Raw genomic sequence first — 18,290 nt, 5'->3', positions numbered from 1 at the left:
ATGCCCCCCGTCTTCGCCCACGGCCGCCTCCGCCTCTACCTGCTGAAGCTGCTGGACGAGGCCCCTCGCCACGGCTACGAGGTGATCCGCCTCCTGGAGGAGCGCTTCCAGGGGCTGTACGCACCTTCGGCGGGCACGGTCTACCCGCGCCTGGCCAAGCTGGAGGCCGAGGGCCTGGTCACGCACACCACCGAGGGCGGCCGCAAGGTCTACTCGATCACCGACGCGGGCCGCGCCGAACTGGCCGACCGCAGCGGCGAGCTGGCCGACCTGGAGCTGGAGATCCGCGAGTCGGTCGCGGAACTGGCCGCGGAGATCCAGGCCGATGTGCGCGGAGCCGCCGGTGACCTGCGCCGCGAGATGCGCGCGGCGGCGACGGAGGCCCGCCGGGGCAACGGCACCGGGGCCGACGGCCCTACGGGCGCCCCCTTCGGCGATTTCGCGCAGCACGGCGACAAAGAGGCCTGGCGCATCGCCAAGGAGGAGATGCGCCGCGCCCGGCAGGAGTGGAAGGAACAGGCCCGGCGCGCCAAGGACGAGAGCCGCCGCGCCCGCGAGGACGCCCAGCGCGCCCGCCGCCAGGCGAAGGAGGCCCAGGAGCAGGCCCGCGCCCAGGCACAGGAGCAGGTGCAGCGCATCACCCGCCGTGTCCAGGAGCAGGTGCAGGACCACTTCGCCCGCGGCGACTGGCCGACGGGTCTGCGCGAGGGTCTGAGCGAACTGGTCAAGGAGGTCGGCGAGTTCGGGAAGGACTACGGCAAGGATCTCGGCTTCGACTGGACCGGCACCGGCAAGCCGACTGCGGAGCCCAGCCGCTCACAGCCGGCCGCGGACTTCCCGGCCGCCTATGAACCGGCCTGGGCCCACGAGGACACCGCCGACTCCACCGGCGACCCGGCCCGCGACCTGGACCGCCTGCTCGACCGCTTCCGGGACGACATCCGTGACGCGGCCCGTGACCACGGCGTCACGCCCGAGCAGCTGCGTGACGCCCGCCGCCACCTGTCGACGGCTGCGGCCCACATAGGAGCCCTCCTGCGCACCCAGCAGAAGTAGGCGGCCCAGGACGCAGTCCCTCAGCCGGCCTTGGCCTCGCCGCCACTCCCGTACAGCACCCGCACCACGGACGCGTACGTCACCCCGTGGTCGGCGAGGACCTCGGCAGGCACTCCGGGACCGGTGGTCAGGGCCAGCAGGATGTGCTCGTCCCCGATGTGCCGGTCCCGCTGGGCGAGGGCGACCCGCAAGGAGCGCTCCAGCACGTCCCTGGCCCCCCGCCCGAACGAGGCACGCCCCGACCACCACCGCTTGTCCTTCGAGCCACCCGCCAGGGCGCCGACCCCGTGCGTCTGTTCCACCCGGGCGACGATCTCCTCCACGTCGATCCCGAGCCCGGCGAGCGCGTCCGTCTCGGCCTGTGTCAGCCCGGCCCGCCGCCGCGCCTCACGCAGCGCGTCCCGCACGGACTCCCGCCGCGCGTCGAGTCCGAGAGCCGCGAGCGCGAAGGACCCGCGGCTGCCCTCCCGGTCGAGCAGTGCCAGCAGCAGATGCTCCGGCTCCACACACCGCCCGCCCCCACCGCTCCCCTCCACATACGCCCAAGCGCCCTTGACCACGTCCCTGGCGTCTTTCGTGAACCGCTCGAACATCAACGCCTCCCGTACTTCTTGTGCACGGCCTGCCTGCTCACACCGAGTTCGGTGGCGATCTCCTGCCACGACCAGCCCTGGTTGCGCGCATTGCGCACCTGTACCGCTTCCAGCTGCTCCAGCAGCCGACGCAGCGCGGCGACGGCCCGTAGACCGACCCGTGGGTCACGGTCGCCCGCACGCTCGGCCAGATCCGTTGCTTCGGTCATGTGGTCAACCTACGTTGACACCCTGCCCGTGTCAACCACAGTTGACACCCGGAACGCGAAAACGGCCGGCCCGCTCCGGACCGACCGTCAACGCACCATCGAGAGGACTCAGGGATTCGTCAGCACGACCTTGCCGAACTGCTCACCGGCGGCCAGCCGCTCGAAGCCCTCACGCGCCCGGTCCATCGGCATGATGTCGTCGATGACCGGCCGCACACCGGTGGCGGCGCAGAACGACAGCAGGTCCTCCAGCTCGTCCTTGGTGCCCATCGTGGAACCGACGACCTTGAGCTCCAGGAAGAAGATCCGGGTCAGCTCGGCGTGGGAGGGCCGGTCGCCGCTGGTGGCACCGGAGATGACCAGGGTGCCACCGGGCTTCAGCGACTTCACCGAATGCGACCAGGTGGCGGCTCCGACGGTCTCGATGACGGCGTCGACCCGCTGCGGCAGCCGCGCCCCCGACTCCAGCGCCTCCACGGCCCCGAGCTCCACGGCCCGCTTGCGCTTGGCCTCGTCCCGGCTGGTGGCGTAGACCCGGAGCCCGGCGGCCTTGCCCAGCACGATGGCCGCCGTGGCGACACCCCCGCCGGCGCCCTGCACCAGCACGGAGTCACCGGGCCGTACCCCCGCGTTGGTGAACAGCATCCGGTACGCGGTCAGCCACGCCGTCGGCAGGCAGGCGGCCTCCGCGAAGGACAGCTCCTTGGGCTTGGGCAGGATGTTCCAGGTCGGCACGGAGACCTGCTCTGCGAAGGTGCCCTGATAACGCTCGGTGAGGATGGAACGGGGTTCCTTCGGGCCGACCCCGTGCCCGCTCTGTCCGATCACGGAGTGCAGGACGACCTCGTTGCCGTCCTCGTCGACTCCGGCGGCGTCACAGCCGAGGATCATCGGCAGCTTGTCCTCTGCGAGGCCCACGCCGCGCAGGGACCAGAGGTCGTGGTGGTTGAGGGAGGCGGCCTTGACCGTGACGGTGCTCCAGCCGGGACGGGCCTCGGGAGCCGGACGCTCCCCCAACTCCAGGCCGGACAGCGGCTGGTCGCGGTCGATTCGGGCGGCGTAGACAGCGAACATGACCTTGACGATAGGTTCCGCGGGCACCCGAAGGAACCATCCGCCCCTGTGAGACACACCCTCTTGCCAGGTGAGGGTGTTGTTGCTGAGGGCCCGCGACCTGGGACGTCGACCACGGCGCTCCCGGACCGCGCACGGCGAGAAGGGCCGTGTCGGGGGTGTCCGCCCGCAGTGGTCGGCGCGTCAACGAACAGTCAGTCGGCACGCGGCTCCATCGCGCCGCTCAGGGGACGGACACCCCCCGACGCGCCCCTGACCCACCCGGCGCCAGGCGCGAGACGTAAGACGCGAGCCCCCGCGCATCACCCGAACAGTCTCACCCCAAGGCAAAGAAATGACCCCACCCGATCCCGGGCAGGGCCACCTCACAACGGTGTGGTCGTCGGCGTCAGCGCCGGGCCACACCCTCGGCCCGAGCAGCCGCCGCCACCGCGGCCGTGACCGCCGGAGCGACCCGCTCGTCGAACGGCGACGGGATGACGTAGTCGGCGGCAAGATCGTCCCCGACCACAGCGGCCAGCGCCTCCGCGGCGGCCAGCTTCATCCCCTCGGTGATCCGCGAGGCCCGCACCTGCAGCGCCCCGGCGAAGATCCCCGGGAAGGCCAGCACGTTGTTGATCTGGTTCGGGAAGTCCGACCGGCCGGTCGCGACGACCGCCGCGTACTTGTGCGCGACCTCGGGGTGCACCTCGGGGTTCGGGTTGGCCATGGCGAAGACGAACGCGCCCTCGGCCATGGTCGCCACCGCGGACTCCGGAACCGTTCCGCCGGACACGCCGATGAACACGTCGGCACCGCTCAGCGCCGCCTCCAGCGACCCGGTGATGCCGGCCTTGTTCGTGAACCCGGCCAGCTCCTGCTTGACCGCGGTGAGGTCGTCCCGGTCCGCCGACACGACACCCTTGCGGTCGGCCACGGCGACATCGCCGATCCCGGCCTCGACCAGCATCTTCGCGATGGCGACACCGGCAGCGCCGGCGCCCGAGATGACCGCCCGCAGCTCCCCGAGCGCCCGCCCGCTGAGCCGCGCGGCGTTCCGCAGGGCGGCCAGCGTCACCACGGCCGTACCGTGCTGGTCGTCGTGGAAGACCGGGATGTCCAGCCGCTCCTGCAGCTTCCGCTCCACCTCGAAGCACCGGGGCGCCGAGATGTCCTCCAGGTTGACGCCGCCGAACGACGGCGCGAGCCGCACCACGGTCTCGACGATCTCGTCGACGTCCGTGCAGGCCAGGGCGATCGGAACCGCGTCCACGCCGCCGAACTGCTTGAACAGAATCGCCTTGCCCTCCATCACCGGGAGGGAGGCCTCGGGCCCGATGTCACCGAGCCCCAGCACGGCCGTACCGTCGGTCACGACGGCCACGACCGACGACTTCCACGTGTAGTCGTGCACGAGCTCCGGCTGCTCCGCGATCGCGCTGCACACCTTCGCGACGCCGGGCGTGTACGCCAGGGACAGGTCGTCCTTGTCGCGGACCGGCACGGTGGCCTGCACAGCCATCTTGCCGCCGCGGTGCAGCGCGAATGCCGGGTCGAAGGAGTCGAGGGGCTCCGCACTGCCCTCGTGATCCGTATCGCCGGTCTTGCTCTCGCTGCGAGGATTGACGATCTCCGCTGCCACTTCGTTTTACCCCTTAAATCTTCATTGTTTTGAGGGTGGCCACTCCTGGTGAGGGGTGGGCGGGCACCGCATAGGCCCATGTCGTGCTTGTACGTGTATACGTACGGGCTCGTACGCGACGGGCGCGCCGCACACGCGCCCTGAGCCCCGGATGAGGGGTGTAAAGACCCTTCTTACCGGACGGATGGCGTCGACGACGAGTCCATAACGCGAAGGTCACATGACAGGGCCCTGACTCTTCGTCCAAAATCGGGACAAGACCTGGACAAACCAGCCACACCCACTCAACCATCCGTGAAGCCCTCGGCCCTCGTATTGAAATCTCGGGATTTACCGAAGATCTTCCGGCCGGAACGGTTCATTCCTGCAGAAGGTCCGGCCGTGATGTACCGGAGTGGTGCGGTTCGGGGGTCGCCCGTTATCCGATTTTGACATGGCTGGCCCCCAGAATCGCGCAGTCCGAATGGCAAGATGCCGTAATCACACGAGGTCGCGACACTCGAAGAGGTGTGCTCTCGTCGACCCACGGCACTGCCGAACCTTTCGGCGTGTCACGGCCGTGCCGAACCCATCGGCGACGGCCCGCCCCATCGGCAACTCCACCCATCCGCCGGAGGAACCCACCATGACCGCAAGCTCCACCCGTCGTACCACCGCCGCGCACTCCCGGCTAGCAGCGGTCGGTGCGATCGCGGTCGCAGGCGCACTGATGCTCACCGGATGCGGTGACCAGACCAAGGACACCGGCTCGAGCGACACCGCGGCCTCGGCCCCGCTCGCCGACAAGCTGCCGCAGGCCATCCGTGACAAGGGTGTCATCAAGGTCGGCTCCGACATCGCCTACGCCCCGGTCGAGTTCAAGGACGGCTCGGGCAAGGTCGTCGGCATCGACCCGGACCTCGCCGCCGCCATGGGCAAGCAGCTCGGAGTCGACTTCCAGTTCGAGAACGGCACCTTCGACACGCTGATCACGGGTCTGCGCTCCAAGCGGTACGACATCGCCATGTCCGCGATGACCGACACCAAGGACCGCCAGGAGGGCATCGACTCCGACACCGGCAAGAAGGTCGGTGAGGGCGTCGACTTCGTGGACTACTTCACCGCCGGTGTGTCGATCTACACCAAGAAGGGTGACGACCAGGGCATCAAGACCTGGTCCGACCTGTGCGGCAAGAAGATCGTGCTGCAGCGCGGCACGGTCTCCGAGGACCTCGCCAAGGCCGAGTCGAAGAAGTGCCCGGCCGGCAAGAAGATCGCCATCGAGGCCTTCGACAACGACCAGCAGGCCCAGACCCGTCTGCGCGCGGGTGGCGCGGCCGCCGGCTCGTCCGACTTCCCGGTCGCCGCGTACGCGGTGAAGACCTCCGGCGGCGGCAAGGACTTCCAGCTGGTCGGCGAGCAGGTCGAGGCCGCCCCGTACGGCATCGCGGTCGCCAAGAACCAGACGGAGCTGCGGGACGCCCTCAAGGACGCGCTCGACGCCGTCATCAAGAGCGGCGAGTACGAGAAGATCATGAAGAAGTGGGGCGTCACCGACGGCTCGATCGACGCGGCCACCATCAACGGCGGCAAGTGACCGCAGCGCAGCGGCACTGAAAGGCAACACCCGTGACTGTTGACATCGACAAGACGCCGGCCGACACGCCCCCGGCCGGACCGGAGGCCATCAAGGCCATCCCGGTCCGGCACTACGGGCGGTACGTCTCCGCCGTCGTCGCCATCGCCCTGCTGGTCGGGGTCGTCTACGCGTTCTCCCAGGGCAAGATCAACTGGGGTGCGATCCCGGACTACTTCTTCGACGACCGCATCCTGGACGGCGTCGGCAAGACCCTCCTGCTGACCGTGCTGTCCATGGCGATCGGCGTCATCGGCGGCGTCCTGCTCGCCGTGATGCGCCTGTCGAAGAACCCGGTGACCTCGTCGATCGCGTGGTTCTACATCTGGTTCTTCCGCGGCACCCCGGTCCTGGTCCAGCTGATCGTCTGGTTCAACCTCGGCCTGGTCTTCGAGTACATCAATCTCGGGCCGTTCTACAAGGACGAGTGGTCGGACTTCATGACGCCGTTCCTGACGGCGCTGCTGGGCCTCGGCCTCAACGAGGCCGCGTACATGGCGGAGATCTGCCGTGCCGGTCTGCTCTCGGTCGACGAGGGCCAGACCGAGGCGTCGCACGCCCTGGGCATGAGCCACTCCAGGACGCTGCGCCGGATCGTCATCCCGCAGGCGATGCGCGTGATCGTGCCGCCGACGGGCAACGAGGTCATCAACATGCTGAAGACGACCTCGCTGGTCTCGGTCGTCCAGTATCCCGAGCTGCTGCGCGCGGCCCAGGACATCGGCCAGACCTCCGGTGCCCCGGCCGAGATGCTGTTCCTGGCGGCGGCCTGGTACCTGCTGCTGACCTCGATCTTCAGCGTGGGTCAGTACTACCTGGAGCGGTACTACGCGCGTGGTTCGAGCCGGTCCCTGCCGGCCACCCCGTTCCAGAAGATCAGGGCGAACGTGCTCTCCCTGTCCAGCCGCTCCAAGCCGAAGGGAGGCACCGCATGACCGTCATGGTGAAGGCCGAGGGCGTCCACAAGTCCTTCGGCCCCGTAGAAGTCCTCACGGGCATCGACCTGGAGGTGAAGACCGGCGAGGTGTTCTGCCTCATCGGCCCCTCCGGTTCCGGCAAGTCGACCTTCCTGAGGTGCATCAACCACCTGGAGAAGATCAACGCGGGCCGTCTGTACGTCGACGGCGAGCTGGTCGGCTACCGGCAGAAGGGCGACAAGCTCTACGAGCTGAAGGACAGCGAGGTCGCGGTCAAGCGCCGGGACATCGGCATGGTCTTCCAGCGCTTCAACCTGTTCCCGCACATGACGGCCGTGGAGAACGTCATGGAGGCGCCGGTCCAGGTCAAGGGCGTGGGCAAGGGCAAGGCCCGCGAGCGGGCCCTGGAGCTGCTGGACCGGGTGGGCCTGGCCGACAAGGCGGGCAACTACCCCTCCCAGCTCTCCGGCGGTCAGCAGCAGCGCGTCGCCATCGCCCGGGCCCTGGCCATGGACCCGAAGCTGATGCTGTTCGACGAGCCGACCTCGGCACTCGACCCGGAGCTGGTCGGTGACGTCCTGGACGTCATGCGCGACCTGGCCGAGTCCGGTATGACCATGATCGTCGTCACCCACGAGATGGGCTTCGCCCGCGAGGTGGGCGACAGCCTGGTCTTCATGGACGGCGGTGTGGTGGTCGAATCCGGTCACCCGCGCGAGGTGCTGACGAACCCGCAGCATGAGCGGACGAAGTCGTTCCTGTCCAAGGTGCTCTGACGGTACGCACGGCGAGGGGGCGGTACGGGATCTCCGTACCGCCCCCTTCGCGTGTCCTACTTCAGAGCCAGCAGCAGGGTGTCCGACGGCGAGCACCACACGGGCCTGGCCTCGCCGAACCCTTTCTCGCGCAGCACGCGCGCGTGCCAGGCCGCGGACGGCATGTCACCGTCGGCGTGTTCGCCGTAGATCTCGTAGCGCCGGGCGGTGGGCCCGGCGAGGACCGGGTCCTTGGCGGCGAGCTGCCACCACTCGGCCCAGTCCGGGGTGCCGTCCCGCTTGGCCTGATCCATACGGGCATGTCGTTGCGCCCGCTCCGCCGCGTTGATCCGCGGCGTCGTCTCGTCGATCATGTGGTCCGCGTTCATGAAGACACCGCCGGGGCGGACGAGTCCCGCGACCCGGCCGTAGAGGTCCGCGAGGGGTTCCTTGTGCAGCCAGTGCAGGGCCGTCGCGGTCAGAACGGCGTCGTAGGAGTCGTACGGCAGCTGCGACGGCCAGTCCGGGTCCTTGAGGTCGGCGGTGACCAGACCGACCCGCTCGTCACCCGCGAAGGTGCCCGCGGCGATGGCCAGGAGCGCCGGGTCGAGGTCGACGCCGGTGCTGGTGGCGTCCGGGAACCTGGCGAGCAGCCGGGCGGTGATGGTGCCCGTGCCGCAGGCGAGGTCGAGGACGCGGGGGGCGGTGCCCACGAGGGCCTCCACCATGTCGAGCATGATCCGGAACCGCTCCTCGCGGTCGGGCATGTACCACTCCTGCTGCCGGTCCCAGCTCTTCTGCCAGGCCTGCCAGTCGGTGGTGGCCGTGGTGGTGTCCGCGTCCGTCATCGAGCCCCTCCCTCGTAATACCCTGGAAGCACCATCAGCTGTTACAAGTGCGCGCTCACGACCATAAAGCCCCTCCGTAAGGACTACAAGTGGAACTGGCCTATTACTCGGACTACGCCGTGCGCCTCGTCAACACCGAGGAACCGGTCCGGGGCAAGGACGCCCTGACGTCGGTCGAGGCCGTCCGCGACCTGTTCGGGCCCAGCCAGTCGGCGGCTCGCCGCGCCACCGACGCGGACGTGACCCGGTTCCGCTCGGTCCGGGCGCGGCTGCGCGCGGTCTTCGAGGCGGCCGACACCGGTGACGAGAGGCTCGCCGTCGACCTGCTGAACTCACTGCTGCTGGAATTCCCGGTGAGCCCGCAGATCTCCGGGCACGACTTCCGCGACGACGACGGCCGCCCCCTGTGGCACATGCACCTGGCGGACCACCCGTCGAACGCGACCGCGGGCTACGCGGCGATCGCCGCGATGGGCCTGGCGTTCCACCTGACCGAATACGGCGTGGACCGCCTCGGCCTGTGCGAGGCTGCGCCCTGCCGCAACGCCTACCTCGACACCTCGACCAACCGCTCGCGGCGCTACTGCTCCGACCGCTGCGCCACCCGCGCCAACGTGGCGGCCTACCGCGCCCGCAAACGCCTGGAGGCCACCCGGCCCGACGTGCCCGAGAGGACGGGCCTGGCCGCCGACAGCGCCCAGCCCAGCAGCGCCCAGGGCGACCGCCGGCCGGACCTGCGCGGCCGGTAGCGGAACCGGACCCGCCCCAGCACGAGGTCGTCGGGCACGACGCCGTAGTCGGTGCTGTCGCCGCCGGCGTACGCGTTGTCCCCGAGCACCCACCAGCCGCTCTCGCGCCGCTGGGCGATCCGTTTGACGACCAGCAGGTCCTGCTGGAAGGGGTGCCGCAGCACGACGACGTCCCCGGGCCTGACCCGGGCCCCGTAGTGCACCAGGAGCCGGTCCCCGTGGTACAGCGTGGGCACCATGGACGGCCCGGTGACCTCGGCCACCCCGAAGGGCGGGGCCGGCCTCCCCCGCTCGGACTCCTGCGACAGCTCCGGCATCACCCGGCACCTCCCCGGTTCTTCCTCCACCAGTCTCAGTCTCACCCCGGACTTTTGTCCTAAGCCCATGGGGGCACCCGCGAAAAGCCGTCCCTCACGGAGTAATATCCCCTGTGAGAAGACGATCACGAGGAAGGAATGCTCCATGCTTTCCCGCCTGTTTGCCCCCAAGGTCAAGGTCAGTGCGCACTGCGACCTTCCCTGCGGTGTGTACGACCCTGCCCAGGCCCGCATCGAGGCGGAGTCGGTCAAGGCTGTCCAGGAGAAGATGGCCGGCAACGACGACCCGCACTTCCAGGCGCGTGCCACCGTCATCAAGGAGCAGCGCGCCGAGCTCGCCAAGCACCACGTGTCGGTGCTCTGGAGCGACTACTTCAAGCCCCCGCACTTCGAGAAGTACCCGGAGCTGCACCAGCTGGTCAACGACGCCCTGAAGGCCCTCTCGGCCGCCAAGGGCTCGACCGACCCGGCGACCGGCCAGAAGGCGCTGGACTACATCGCCCAGATCGACAAGATCTTCTGGGAGACCAAGAAGGCCTGATCTTGGATCATGCCGTTTGACCTGCAACTTTCCTTGCTTGCCAGGTCTGGAGGTCCGCACCCGGGCCGTCGTTCGCCGAGCACGGCGTCCATGACGGTCCGGGTGCGGTCTTCTACCCTCGGTCCGCCGGCGCCGAGGGCGGTGGCGGAGCCGCTCCCTCCCCACGTCGCCCGAAGGCCGACAAGGCCCGTTGCGGCCAGGGGCTTTCGCCACGCCTGCGTGCCCGGCCCGCCGGTTCGTCTGCGTCCCTTCGTGTGCGCGGATGATCAGCCCCAGTCCCCTCCGCCGATCACGGCAGCGCCGACGCAGCCGCCCACCGAGTAGCCCCGGTCGGCGCAAACAGCGCGGGCCGGTGGATCGGCACCGGTGCGGCCCGGGCTGGTCGAGGTTCACGCAGACGGCGGTGGCCCGTGCCTCTACGATCGCGCCCATGAGGATCGGCTGGACGTACGCCTTCATCGACCGCCCTCGTGAGACCTTCGGCGCCGCCTGCGACTTCTGGACGGCGGTCACGGACACCCGCCTGTCCGAACCGCGCGGGGAGCACGACGAGTTCGTCACGTTGCTCCCCGAGGGCACCGACGCGTGCGTGAAGGTGCAGGCGGTCGGCGCGGGTTCCGGAGGTGCGCACCTCGACTTCTGCGTGGACGACGTACCGGAGTTCTCCGCCGCGGCGGTGCGGCTCGGCGCGCGCGTGCTGACCGACCTGGGGTCGCTCGTCGTGCTGCGCTCGCCCGGTGGACAGCCGTTCTGCGCGGACCTGTGGCGCGGTCAGTCGGCGCGGCCGGGCGTGGTGCGGGGCAGCCGTCTCGACCAGGTGTGCGTGGACGTCCCGCCCTCGGCCTACGACGCCGAGGTCGCCTTCTGGAGCGCGCTGCTCGACGGCTGGGAGTCGCGCCCGGGCGCCCTGCCGGAGTTCCACGTGGTCGAGCCGCCGCCCGGCCTCCCGGTCCGTCTGCTCCTGCAACGCCTCGGGGAGGAGGGCACGACCTCGGCCCACCTCGACCTCGCCTGCGCCGACGTCGCGGCGACCCGGGCCCTGCACGAGCACCTCGGAGCCGCCTTCGTGGCCGGCTTCTCCGGCTGGACGGTGCTGCGCGACCCGTCGGGCGGAACGTACTGCCTGACGAACCGGGACCCGGTGACCGGCGGACGGCGGGGCAGAGAGTGATGCGGCCGGTGGTGCGGACAGGAGGTGGCGATGGACGTGTGGGCTTCGGACGTCGGGCGGTAGCCCCACGTCGCACGCGCTAGTCGCGCAACCGCGCCGCCCTGGCCCGGAGATAGTGCTGTTCGGGGAGGCTGAGGGTCTGCGCCGCCGCCGACTCGTAGGCGGCACGCGCCGCTTCGGGCCGACCCGCGCGCTCCAGGAGGTGACCTCGTACCGCGTCCAGGCGGTGCCCCTTCAACTCGTCGGCCAGGCGATCGAGTTCGGCGAGGCCGGCGTGCGGGCCGTGGACCATGGCGACGGCGACCGCACGGTTGAGACGTTCGACCGGGCCGGGCACCAGGGCGACCAGCACGTCGTACAGGCCCAGGATCTCCGCCCAGTCCGTCGCCTCGGCCGAGGGTGCCTCGTCGTGCACGGCGGCGATCGCGGCGCGCAGTTGGAACGGCCCCGGGCGGCCCCGGGACAGGGCCCCGGTGACCAGTGCGACGCCCTCCTCGATGGCCGCCCGGTCCCAGCGGCCGCGGTCCTGCTCGTCGAGGGGGATCAGCTCGCCGCGCGGACCGCTGCGCGCATCGCGCCGGGCGTCGGTGAGCAGCATCAGCGCGAGCAGCCCGGCCACCTCGCGGTCGCCGGGCAGCAGCCGGTAGACCGTGCGGGTCAGCCGCACCGCCTCGCCCGCGAGGTCGCGGCGTTGCAGCGCGGCGCCCGAAGTGGCCGTATAGCCCTCGTTGAAGATCAGGTAGAGGGTCTGCAGGACGGACGGCAGCCGCTGCTCCCAGCGGTCCGGGCGGCCGAAGCGCACGTCCCGCACCTTCCGCTTGGCCCGGCTGACCCGCTGCGCCATCGTCGCTTCGGGGACCAGATACGCCCGGGCGATCTCCGCGGTGGTCAGACCGCCCACGGCCCGCAGGGTCAGCGCGATCTGCGCGGACGGCGACAGGTCCGGATGGCAGCACAGGAACAGCAGCGACAGTGTGTCGTCCTCGCGGGGCGCCCGCTCCCCGGGCGGCGGTGCCGTGAACGCGTCCCGGGGCGTGAGCGCGGCGGCCCGCTCCTCACGCCGCCGCCGGGCCTGATCGCTGCGCAGGGCGTCGGTGAGCCGCCGCGAAGCCACCTTGATCAGCCAGCCGCGCGGGTTGCCGGGCACGCCCGCGGAGGGCCATTGCCCGGCCGCCGCGAGCAGTGCCTCCTGTACGGCGTCCTCGGCGGCGTCGAAGTGCCCGTACCGTCTGACCAGCGCACCGAGGACCTGCGGCGCATTGCTGCGCAGCAGGTCCTCGATCTCGGGTGTCTCCCGCACGGGCGTGTCCGTCGGTGCCGGTCGTCCGTCAGATGTCCCCGGAACCGTCCATGATCGGACGGATCACGACCGGGTGAGCGGGGGCTCCGGCCGGCTGGGGGCAGCGTGCGACCCGGTCGGCGATCTCCGTGACCCGCTCCAGGCTTTCGCACTCCAGGACCCAGTAGCCGGCCAGCAGCTCCTTGGTCTCGCCGTACGGCCCGTCCGTGATCACGGCCTTGCCGTCGTCGCCGAGGGTGACATGACGGGTCTGTGCCGGCTCGGCCAGCCCCTGCGCGTCGACGAGCTCTCCACTGTCGGAGAGGTCGTCGTTGATGGCTCCCATGTAGGCGAACATGGTCTGCAGCTCGGCCTCGCTCCAGGCCGGGGAATCCGCCGAGGCCCTGCCCCGCATGGCTTCGTAGTCCGCCTGTGTGCCCTGCACCATGACCAGGTACTTCATCGGTCCGCTCCTTCGCTCGCGCCACCCCGTCGGGCGGCTCTTCACAGGGGACGTCGGAGCCGGGCGGCGCATCTCGACACGGGCTCGGGAATGGTTCGCGGCGGTTTCACCGGGGGCCTGCTCCAGGCCCTAAGCCCCGCCGGGCGGACCGGAGCCGGCTTCGGGCCGGGGCGTCGTCGCGGGCGGGGCGGTTGCCCCGGTGGCCGCGTGGGCCTCGCCGGGGCGAGCGCCCTCGACGGTGTGGCCACTGCCCACGGCGTCCGGGTCGTAGTCCCCGCATTCCGGGTTGCCGCACGGGCCCGCCACCCATCGGGGAACCCAGGTGCCCAGCGTCTTGTGACGCCGGACGACCGTCTCAACCGGCTGTCCGCAACTGGGACAGACGTGTTCTTCGCTGCCCATGTCCCCAGAGTAGGCCGGTCGTGGGTTCAGCGCTTCCTGCTGTACGTGCGCACCAGAGCGCCGTTGCCGAACGTGCGCACCGACCCCGGGGTGAACTCCGAGATCGCGAACCCGCAGCCGAACATCGGCATGCCCGCCCCGTAGACGAGCGGGTAGGTCTTGATGACGAGTTCGTCGATCTCGTCGAGCAGTTCCCCCGCGACCTGGGAGCCACCGCACAGGAAGATGCCGAACTCGCTGTCCTCGGCCTTCAGTTCACGGACCTTCCCGACCAGGTCGTCGGCGATGATCCCGACGTTCGGGTCGGGCGACTTCTCCAGGGTCCTGGAGGCGACGTACTCCCGCAGATGGGCGTAGGGGCTGGTGATGCCCTCCTTCAGGGCGAGGTCGTAACTGCCCCGTCCCTGAATGATGGTGTCGAACCGCTTGTTCGGCAGGTCGTCGAAGCCGAGGGCACGGCGTGCCTGGGTGGGCACGGTGTCCGGGTATTCCGTCCTCAGGAAGTCGAGGAACTCCTCGTCGAGGAGTCGCATCATCGCTGTTGCGTCTCCGCTCGGGTCACCGATGAAGCCGTCGAGGGAACAGGCGATGTAGTACGTGAGCTTTCGCAAGCCGGTCTCTTTCGGTAGGCAGTCGCTGCAACAACTCCAGTTGTAGTACTTCCCTTGTAGTGGTTGCAAGAGGATGACGATGAATCGCCGAAAGTGGGAGAGGGCACTCCGCATGGTCGCCAGTCCCGTTGGAGGCGCTCGCGCTCACCGGTGGTTCCGGGCGGGCCGCCGCTGACGCTCCGGTGGTTCCGAGCGGGCCGCCGCTAAAGCTCCAGTGGGTCACGGCGGGCCGCCGCTGACGCTCCGGTGGGTCCCGGCGGGCCGCCGCTAAGGCCTGGGCTCGCGCCACATGGGCCACATCGCGGGGCCGTCGGGGAGGTCGAGGGCCGGTCCGGCGGGCGCGAAGCCCAGGCGCTCGTACAACTTGCGGCTGCGGGCGCTGCTGGCCTCCAGGTAGGCGGGCAGGCCCTCACGGTCGCAGCGGTCGAGGACGGCCTCGATGAGCGCGGTGCCGAGACCCTCGCCCTGCCGGCCGGGCGACACGCCGATCATCCACAGGTACTCGTGGGCCCGCCCCGTGGGATGGATCGCCGCCGTCAGCCGGCCGATCGCCTCGATGCGCTCGTTGTCGGGGTCGACGGCCTCCCGCACCTGGGCCGGCCCTTCATCGTCCGCGGCGCCGTCGTGGCCCTCGGAGCCGTCGGGGCCTTCAGCACCATCAGGGCCGTCGGGGCCTTCGTCCCCGGGCATGGAGAGCCACAGGGCGCAGGCCGAGCCGTCCTCGGTGACGTCTATGCGGCCGGCCGCGAGCACGATGTCGGTGAAGGCGGCCATGAGTCCGGGGTGCTTGGCGCGGCGCTCCTCCGCACCGGGGAAGACCCAGCCGCTCACGGGGTCGTCCTGGAACGCCTCGTCCAAAAGCCGGACGATCAGCTCCCTGTCCCCCGCGCCCGCCGTCCGGATGGCCACACCCATGCCCCGCCCCTTCGCTCGTCCCGACGGGCGTCGATCGTAGGGGGACCGGCTCCGACAGGACGCTGCGAGCAGGATCTTGGCGGGATTCAGTCGAACGTTTGCCCAATCCCGACCGGTGCGGGAGCGGTGCACGAGGCACGCGGGAGCCGTTACAGGAGTGGATCCGGGAACCGGTCCGGGAGTTGATCCGGGAGCGGCGCGAGAAGGGAGCGGGTCCCGCACACCGTGGGGCAGTGCGGGACCCGCCGACCGGAGACCGGTGGCCGTGCGGGGTCAGGAGCCGCACGGCCACCGGCGCTCCGGAGTCCTGCCCTTCGGTGACCCGAAGGGCCGTCGCCGGTGGTGTCACTCGCGGCGGTGGGAGGGACCTCCAACCGATGTGGGCCACAGCTCCAAGGCCCCACTGACTGCGTGGGTCGGCGACCACTGCGGTCGCCGACCTCCGTGGGCCCTCAACCGGCCCGCCGTGTCGCGAACTCGGCGAGCGCCAGCAGGCCGCCCGCCGCCTCCGGGTCCGGCACGGCTCGGGCCAGCTGCCGCATTGCCCGGGCCATCCGGTCCGCCGCCTGGCCCTGGGCCCAGTCACGGCCACCCGCGTGCTCCACCGCCAGGGCTATGCGCTCCGGATCCCCCATCTCGTCTGGACCTTCGTACAGTTCGGCGAGTTCCGCCATCGCCGGGTGGCCGGAGGCGAAGGCAGCCGCCACCGGCAGAGACTTCCTGCGAGCGGCCGGGGCGGCCCCGACGGGGGCACCGGTGCGGGGCGGATCGCCCCATATGCCGATGACGTCGTCGATGAGCCGGAAGGCGAGCCCGGCTTCCCGCCCGAACGCGTCCAGCGCGGCCACTTCCGCCTCCGCGGCGCCCGCGTACAGTCCGCCGATCGCGCAGGCGCTTCCGATCAGGGCGCCCGTCTCGGCCTCCGCCACGGCGAGCACCTCGTCAAGCGTGACCTCCGTGCGGGCGCACCGCTCCAGGGTCGTGTGCGCGTGCTGCCCCGCGCACAGTTCGACCACGCAGTGCGCGAGCCGGACGGCGGCGGCCCGTGCGGCCGGGTGCGGATCCTGCGCGAGGAGACGCAGTGCCAGCGCCTGCAAGGCGTCCCCGGCGAGGACGGCATCGGCATCGGCATCGGCGAACGAGGCCCACGCGGTGGGGTGACGGCGACGGGTGGCGCCCCGGTCCGTCACGTTTTCGTGCAGCAGTGTGGCGTGGTGGACCAGTTCGACCGCCGCAGCTGCCCGAGCCGCCCCCGCCCGCGCCTCGGACCCGCCGCGGGCCGCCGCAGCGGCGAGGACCAGCGCGGGCCGGATCGCCCTGCCGGAGCCCCCCTGCGTCACCGTGCCGTCGGCCTGTTCCCAGCCGAAGCGGGATCGCACGATCCGGCGGATCGGCCCGGGCAGCGAGCCGAGCGCGGCCCGCAGCACCGGATCGACCTCCGCCCGGGCCCGCTCCAGCAGCATGACCGCCTCGTGCGCCTCGGCCGGCGCCGGCCGGCTGCCGCGCTGTGCCCCGATGGTCGCTCGCCCCGCTGGTGTCCCGGCCGTGCGCCGGTGCCCGGCGTGGCGCTGCCCGTCCGGGGCGGGCAGCGTCGTCTCCGTCCCGGACTCCGTGAGGGACTCACCCATGGGACCGCCTCGGAGAATGAGCGGAGGGTGGCGCTTCCGCTGCCGCTGGGCGCGTACCCCGAGGATGTACCCGCCCTGACGGGCGGGGACACGGCCGGTGTGCCGCAAGCGTCACCGCCAGCGGCCGATCTCGACGTTCTCCAGGACGCCGAGCGCGTCCGGCACCAGGACCGCGGCCGAGTAGTAGGCCGTGACCAGGTACTTGATGATGGCCTGTTCGTTGATGCCCATGAAACGCACCGACAGGCTGGGCTCGATCTCGTCCGGGATGCCGGACGCGCGCAGACCGATCACGCCCTGGTCGGCCTCGCCGGTACGCAGGGCGATGATGGACGTCGTGCGGGCGTCCGAGACCGGGATCTTGTTGCACGGGAAGATCGGCACACCGCGCCAGGTCGGGATGCGGTTGCCGGCCATGTCGATGGTCTCGGGCACCAGCCCGCGCTTGTTGAGCTCGCGGCCGAACGCGGAGATGGCACGCGGGTGGGCGAGGAGCAACTTGGTGCCGCGGCGCCTGCTGAGGAGCTCGTCCATGTCGTCCGGGCCGGGCACACCGTCGTGCGGCTGGATCCGCTGGTCGTACTCGCAGTTGTGCAGGAGCCCGAAGTCGCGGTTGTTGATGAGCTCGTGCTCTTGGCGCTCCTTGAGCGCCTCGACCGTCAGCCGGATCTGCTGCTCGGTCTGGTTCATGGGCTGGTTGTAGAGGTCGGCCACGCGGGTGTGGATGCGCAACACGGTCTGGGCGACGCTCAGTTCGTACTCACGGGGCCGGGCCTCGTAGTCGACGAAGGTGTGCGGGATGTCCGGTTCGCCGGAGTGGCCGGAGGAGAGGTCGATCTCCTTCTCGCCGTACGGGTTGGAGCGCTGGGAGGGGATCGAGCGGCGCTGCCGGAGGTGTTCGCGCAGGGTGTCCGAGCGCTCCGCGATCTGCTGGAACTCTTGGCGGGGCAGCACGAGAACGGTGCAGGCGGTGAGGGCGCGGGCCGTGAACTCCCAGATGGCGTCCTCGTCGAGCAGTGCGTCGTCGCCGAAGTATGCGCCGTCGGCGAGGACCCCGAGGGACTCGTCCTCCCCGTAGGGGCCCGTGCCGACCTTCTCCACCCTGCCGTGCGCCAGGAGGTACACCTCGTCGGACGGGCTGCCGAAGGAGGCGATCACCTCACCCGCCGGGATCTCCCTCTGCTCGCAGCGGCGGGAGATCTCGAAGAGCACCTCCTCGTCCTCGTACGACCGCAGCGCCGGCAGCTCCCCCAGCTCGGCGGGGATGACCTCGACGCGGTCGCCGGTCTTCACGAACGTCACCCGGCCGTCGCCCACGGCGAACGTCAGCCGTCGGTTCACCCGGTACGTGCCGCCCTGGATGTCGACCCAGGGCAGCATCCGCAGCAGCCAGCGCGAGCTGATCTCTTGCATCTGCGGCACGGACTTGGTCGTGGTGGCCAGGTTCCGCGCGGCCGCCGTGCCGAGACTCTGCTGCGGCTTGGTCTGCTCGGTGCGGACCTCTTCGCCTACCGACATAGAGAACT

19 protein-coding genes and 1 pseudogene are annotated in these 18,290 nt (G+C 70.7%); 7 read left to right on the top strand and 13 right to left on the bottom strand.

Annotated elements, in window-relative coordinates:
* The gene (locus ACIQU3_RS18695; protein WP_403740741.1) at window positions 1-1,056 is read left to right on the top strand and encodes a PadR family transcriptional regulator; all 1,056 of its coding nucleotides are present in this window, start codon (window positions 1-3) and stop codon (window positions 1,054-1,056) included.
* A 20-nt stretch (window positions 1,057-1,076) separates the two neighbouring features.
* On the opposite strand, the gene ACIQU3_RS18690 is transcribed toward ACIQU3_RS18695, so the two are convergent.
* The 4 genes from ACIQU3_RS18690 to ACIQU3_RS18675 all read right to left on the bottom strand — a co-directional run bounded on the left by ACIQU3_RS18690 (window position 1,077) and on the right by ACIQU3_RS18675 (window position 4,553).
* Window positions 1,077-1,649: a Clp protease N-terminal domain-containing protein gene (locus tag ACIQU3_RS18690; protein WP_403740738.1), complete on the bottom strand. Its 573-nt coding sequence runs from the start codon at window positions 1,647-1,649 to the stop codon at window positions 1,077-1,079.
* A complete protein-coding gene (locus tag ACIQU3_RS18685) occupies window positions 1,649-1,858 on the bottom strand; it encodes an HTH domain-containing protein (RefSeq protein ID WP_403740735.1) in 210 nt (69 codons plus the stop codon). Before ACIQU3_RS18685 ends, ACIQU3_RS18690 begins: the two co-directional genes overlap by 1 nt.
* 108 nt (window positions 1,859-1,966) lie before the next feature.
* Window positions 1,967-2,932 carry a zinc-binding dehydrogenase gene (locus ACIQU3_RS18680; protein WP_366713870.1) on the bottom strand — a complete coding sequence of 322 codons (966 nt, stop codon included), beginning with the start codon at window positions 2,930-2,932 and terminating at the stop codon, window positions 1,967-1,969.
* Between the two features lie 388 nt (window positions 2,933-3,320).
* Complete coding sequence (locus ACIQU3_RS18675) at window positions 3,321-4,553, bottom strand: NADP-dependent malic enzyme (protein WP_403740732.1); 1,233 nt, start codon at window positions 4,551-4,553, stop codon at window positions 3,321-3,323.
* Between the two features lie 625 nt (window positions 4,554-5,178).
* On the opposite strand from ACIQU3_RS18675, the gene ACIQU3_RS18670 reads away from it, so the two are divergent.
* The 3 genes from ACIQU3_RS18670 to ACIQU3_RS18660 are packed head-to-tail and all read left to right on the top strand — an operon-like array spanning window position 5,179 to window position 7,861.
* Entirely contained in the window at window positions 5,179-6,129 is a 951-nt protein-coding gene (locus ACIQU3_RS18670) for an ABC transporter substrate-binding protein (RefSeq protein WP_403740728.1), read from the top strand.
* 32 nt (window positions 6,130-6,161) lie between these two features.
* Window positions 6,162-7,103 (top strand): amino acid ABC transporter permease, encoded by a 942-nt coding sequence (locus ACIQU3_RS18665; RefSeq protein WP_403740725.1) that lies wholly within the window; start codon window positions 6,162-6,164, stop codon window positions 7,101-7,103.
* On the top strand, window positions 7,100-7,861 hold the full coding sequence (locus ACIQU3_RS18660; protein ID WP_361118039.1) for an amino acid ABC transporter ATP-binding protein: 762 nt from the start codon (window positions 7,100-7,102) through the stop codon (window positions 7,859-7,861). The genes ACIQU3_RS18665 and ACIQU3_RS18660 overlap by 4 nt, the downstream gene beginning before the upstream one ends.
* Before the next feature lie 56 nt (window positions 7,862-7,917).
* Here the strand turns inward: ACIQU3_RS18660 and ACIQU3_RS18655 are convergent, their stop codons facing one another.
* Window positions 7,918-8,688 (bottom strand): class I SAM-dependent methyltransferase, encoded by a 771-nt coding sequence (locus ACIQU3_RS18655; RefSeq protein ID WP_403740718.1) that lies wholly within the window; start codon window positions 8,686-8,688, stop codon window positions 7,918-7,920.
* 89 nt (window positions 8,689-8,777) lie between these two features.
* Between ACIQU3_RS18655 and ACIQU3_RS18650 the strand changes: the two genes are divergently transcribed.
* Window positions 8,778-9,437, top strand: coding sequence for a CGNR zinc finger domain-containing protein (locus ACIQU3_RS18650; RefSeq protein ID WP_403740716.1), 660 nt, complete (start codon window positions 8,778-8,780; stop codon window positions 9,435-9,437).
* A 65-nt stretch (window positions 9,438-9,502) separates the two neighbouring features.
* Here ACIQU3_RS18650 and sodX read toward each other — a convergent pair.
* Window positions 9,503-9,676, bottom strand: a pseudogene (sodX, locus tag ACIQU3_RS18645) (nickel-type superoxide dismutase maturation protease); the annotation flags it as partial.
* A gap of 223 nt (window positions 9,677-9,899) precedes the next feature.
* Between sodX and sodN the strand changes: the two are divergent.
* Window positions 9,900-10,295 (top strand): superoxide dismutase, Ni, encoded by a 396-nt coding sequence (sodN, locus tag ACIQU3_RS18640; protein ID WP_030928916.1) that lies wholly within the window; start codon window positions 9,900-9,902, stop codon window positions 10,293-10,295.
* 430 nt (window positions 10,296-10,725) lie between these two features.
* Window positions 10,726-11,466: a VOC family protein gene (locus ACIQU3_RS18635; RefSeq protein WP_403740712.1), complete on the top strand. Its 741-nt coding sequence runs from the start codon at window positions 10,726-10,728 to the stop codon at window positions 11,464-11,466.
* Between the two features lie 79 nt (window positions 11,467-11,545).
* Here ACIQU3_RS18635 and ACIQU3_RS18630 read toward each other — a convergent pair whose 3' ends face one another.
* The 7 genes from ACIQU3_RS18630 to ACIQU3_RS18600 all read right to left on the bottom strand — a co-directional run bounded on the left by ACIQU3_RS18630 (window position 11,546) and on the right by ACIQU3_RS18600 (window position 18,282).
* Complete coding sequence (locus ACIQU3_RS18630; protein WP_403740710.1) at window positions 11,546-12,766, bottom strand: RNA polymerase sigma factor; 1,221 nt, start codon at window positions 12,764-12,766, stop codon at window positions 11,546-11,548.
* Window positions 12,767-12,794: 28 nt separating this feature from the next.
* Window positions 12,795-13,208, bottom strand: a complete 414-nt coding sequence (locus ACIQU3_RS18625) for a YciI family protein (protein WP_403740707.1) — start codon at window positions 13,206-13,208, stop codon at window positions 12,795-12,797.
* Window positions 13,209-13,337: 129 nt separating this feature from the next.
* Window positions 13,338-13,610, bottom strand: a complete 273-nt coding sequence (locus ACIQU3_RS18620; protein WP_403740705.1) for a hypothetical protein — start codon at window positions 13,608-13,610, stop codon at window positions 13,338-13,340.
* 26 nt (window positions 13,611-13,636) lie between these two features.
* Entirely contained in the window at window positions 13,637-14,221 is a 585-nt protein-coding gene (locus ACIQU3_RS18615; protein ID WP_403740699.1) for a dihydrofolate reductase family protein, read from the bottom strand.
* Window positions 14,222-14,488: 267 nt separating this feature from the next.
* On the bottom strand, window positions 14,489-15,136 hold the full coding sequence (locus ACIQU3_RS18610; protein ID WP_403926339.1) for a GNAT family N-acetyltransferase: 648 nt from the start codon (window positions 15,134-15,136) through the stop codon (window positions 14,489-14,491).
* Between the two features lie 452 nt (window positions 15,137-15,588).
* On the bottom strand, window positions 15,589-16,764 hold the full coding sequence (locus tag ACIQU3_RS18605) for a polyprenyl synthetase family protein (protein WP_403926336.1): 1,176 nt from the start codon (window positions 16,762-16,764) through the stop codon (window positions 15,589-15,591).
* Between the two features lie 111 nt (window positions 16,765-16,875).
* A complete protein-coding gene (locus ACIQU3_RS18600) occupies window positions 16,876-18,282 on the bottom strand; it encodes a family 2B encapsulin nanocompartment shell protein (protein WP_403740689.1) in 1,407 nt (468 codons plus the stop codon).
* Window positions 18,283-18,290 lie beyond the last annotated feature (8 nt).

Origin of the sequence: Streptomyces sp. NPDC101110 (assembly GCF_044759525.1) — a bacterium.
Lineage (GTDB): Bacteria > Actinomycetota > Actinomycetes > Streptomycetales > Streptomycetaceae > Streptomyces.
This window is presented reverse-complemented; position numbering and strand designations above follow the sequence as displayed.

Coding starts and splice junctions, on each gene's coding strand:
- ACIQU3_RS18695 (WP_403740741.1), top strand. CDS start 1: ATGCCCCCCGTCTTCGCCCACGGCCGCCTCCGCCTCTACCTGCTGAAG.
- ACIQU3_RS18690 (WP_403740738.1), bottom strand. CDS start 1,649: ATGTTCGAGCGGTTCACGAAAGACGCCAGGGACGTGGTCAAGGGCGCT.
- ACIQU3_RS18685 (WP_403740735.1), bottom strand. CDS start 1,858: ATGACCGAAGCAACGGATCTGGCCGAGCGTGCGGGCGACCGTGACCCA.
- ACIQU3_RS18680 (WP_366713870.1), bottom strand. CDS start 2,932: ATGTTCGCTGTCTACGCCGCCCGAATCGACCGCGACCAGCCGCTGTCC.
- ACIQU3_RS18670 (WP_403740728.1), top strand. CDS start 5,179: ATGACCGCAAGCTCCACCCGTCGTACCACCGCCGCGCACTCCCGGCTA.
- ACIQU3_RS18660 (WP_361118039.1), top strand. CDS start 7,100: ATGACCGTCATGGTGAAGGCCGAGGGCGTCCACAAGTCCTTCGGCCCC.
- ACIQU3_RS18655 (WP_403740718.1), bottom strand. CDS start 8,688: ATGACGGACGCGGACACCACCACGGCCACCACCGACTGGCAGGCCTGG.
- sodN (WP_030928916.1), top strand. CDS start 9,900: ATGCTTTCCCGCCTGTTTGCCCCCAAGGTCAAGGTCAGTGCGCACTGC.
- ACIQU3_RS18635 (WP_403740712.1), top strand. CDS start 10,726: ATGAGGATCGGCTGGACGTACGCCTTCATCGACCGCCCTCGTGAGACC.
- ACIQU3_RS18625 (WP_403740707.1), bottom strand. CDS start 13,208: ATGAAGTACCTGGTCATGGTGCAGGGCACACAGGCGGACTACGAAGCC.
- ACIQU3_RS18620 (WP_403740705.1), bottom strand. CDS start 13,610: ATGGGCAGCGAAGAACACGTCTGTCCCAGTTGCGGACAGCCGGTTGAG.
- ACIQU3_RS18610 (WP_403926339.1), bottom strand. CDS start 15,136: ATGGGTGTGGCCATCCGGACGGCGGGCGCGGGGGACAGGGAGCTGATC.
- ACIQU3_RS18605 (WP_403926336.1), bottom strand. CDS start 16,764: ATGGGTGAGTCCCTCACGGAGTCCGGGACGGAGACGACGCTGCCCGCC.
- ACIQU3_RS18600 (WP_403740689.1), bottom strand. CDS start 18,282: ATGTCGGTAGGCGAAGAGGTCCGCACCGAGCAGACCAAGCCGCAGCAG.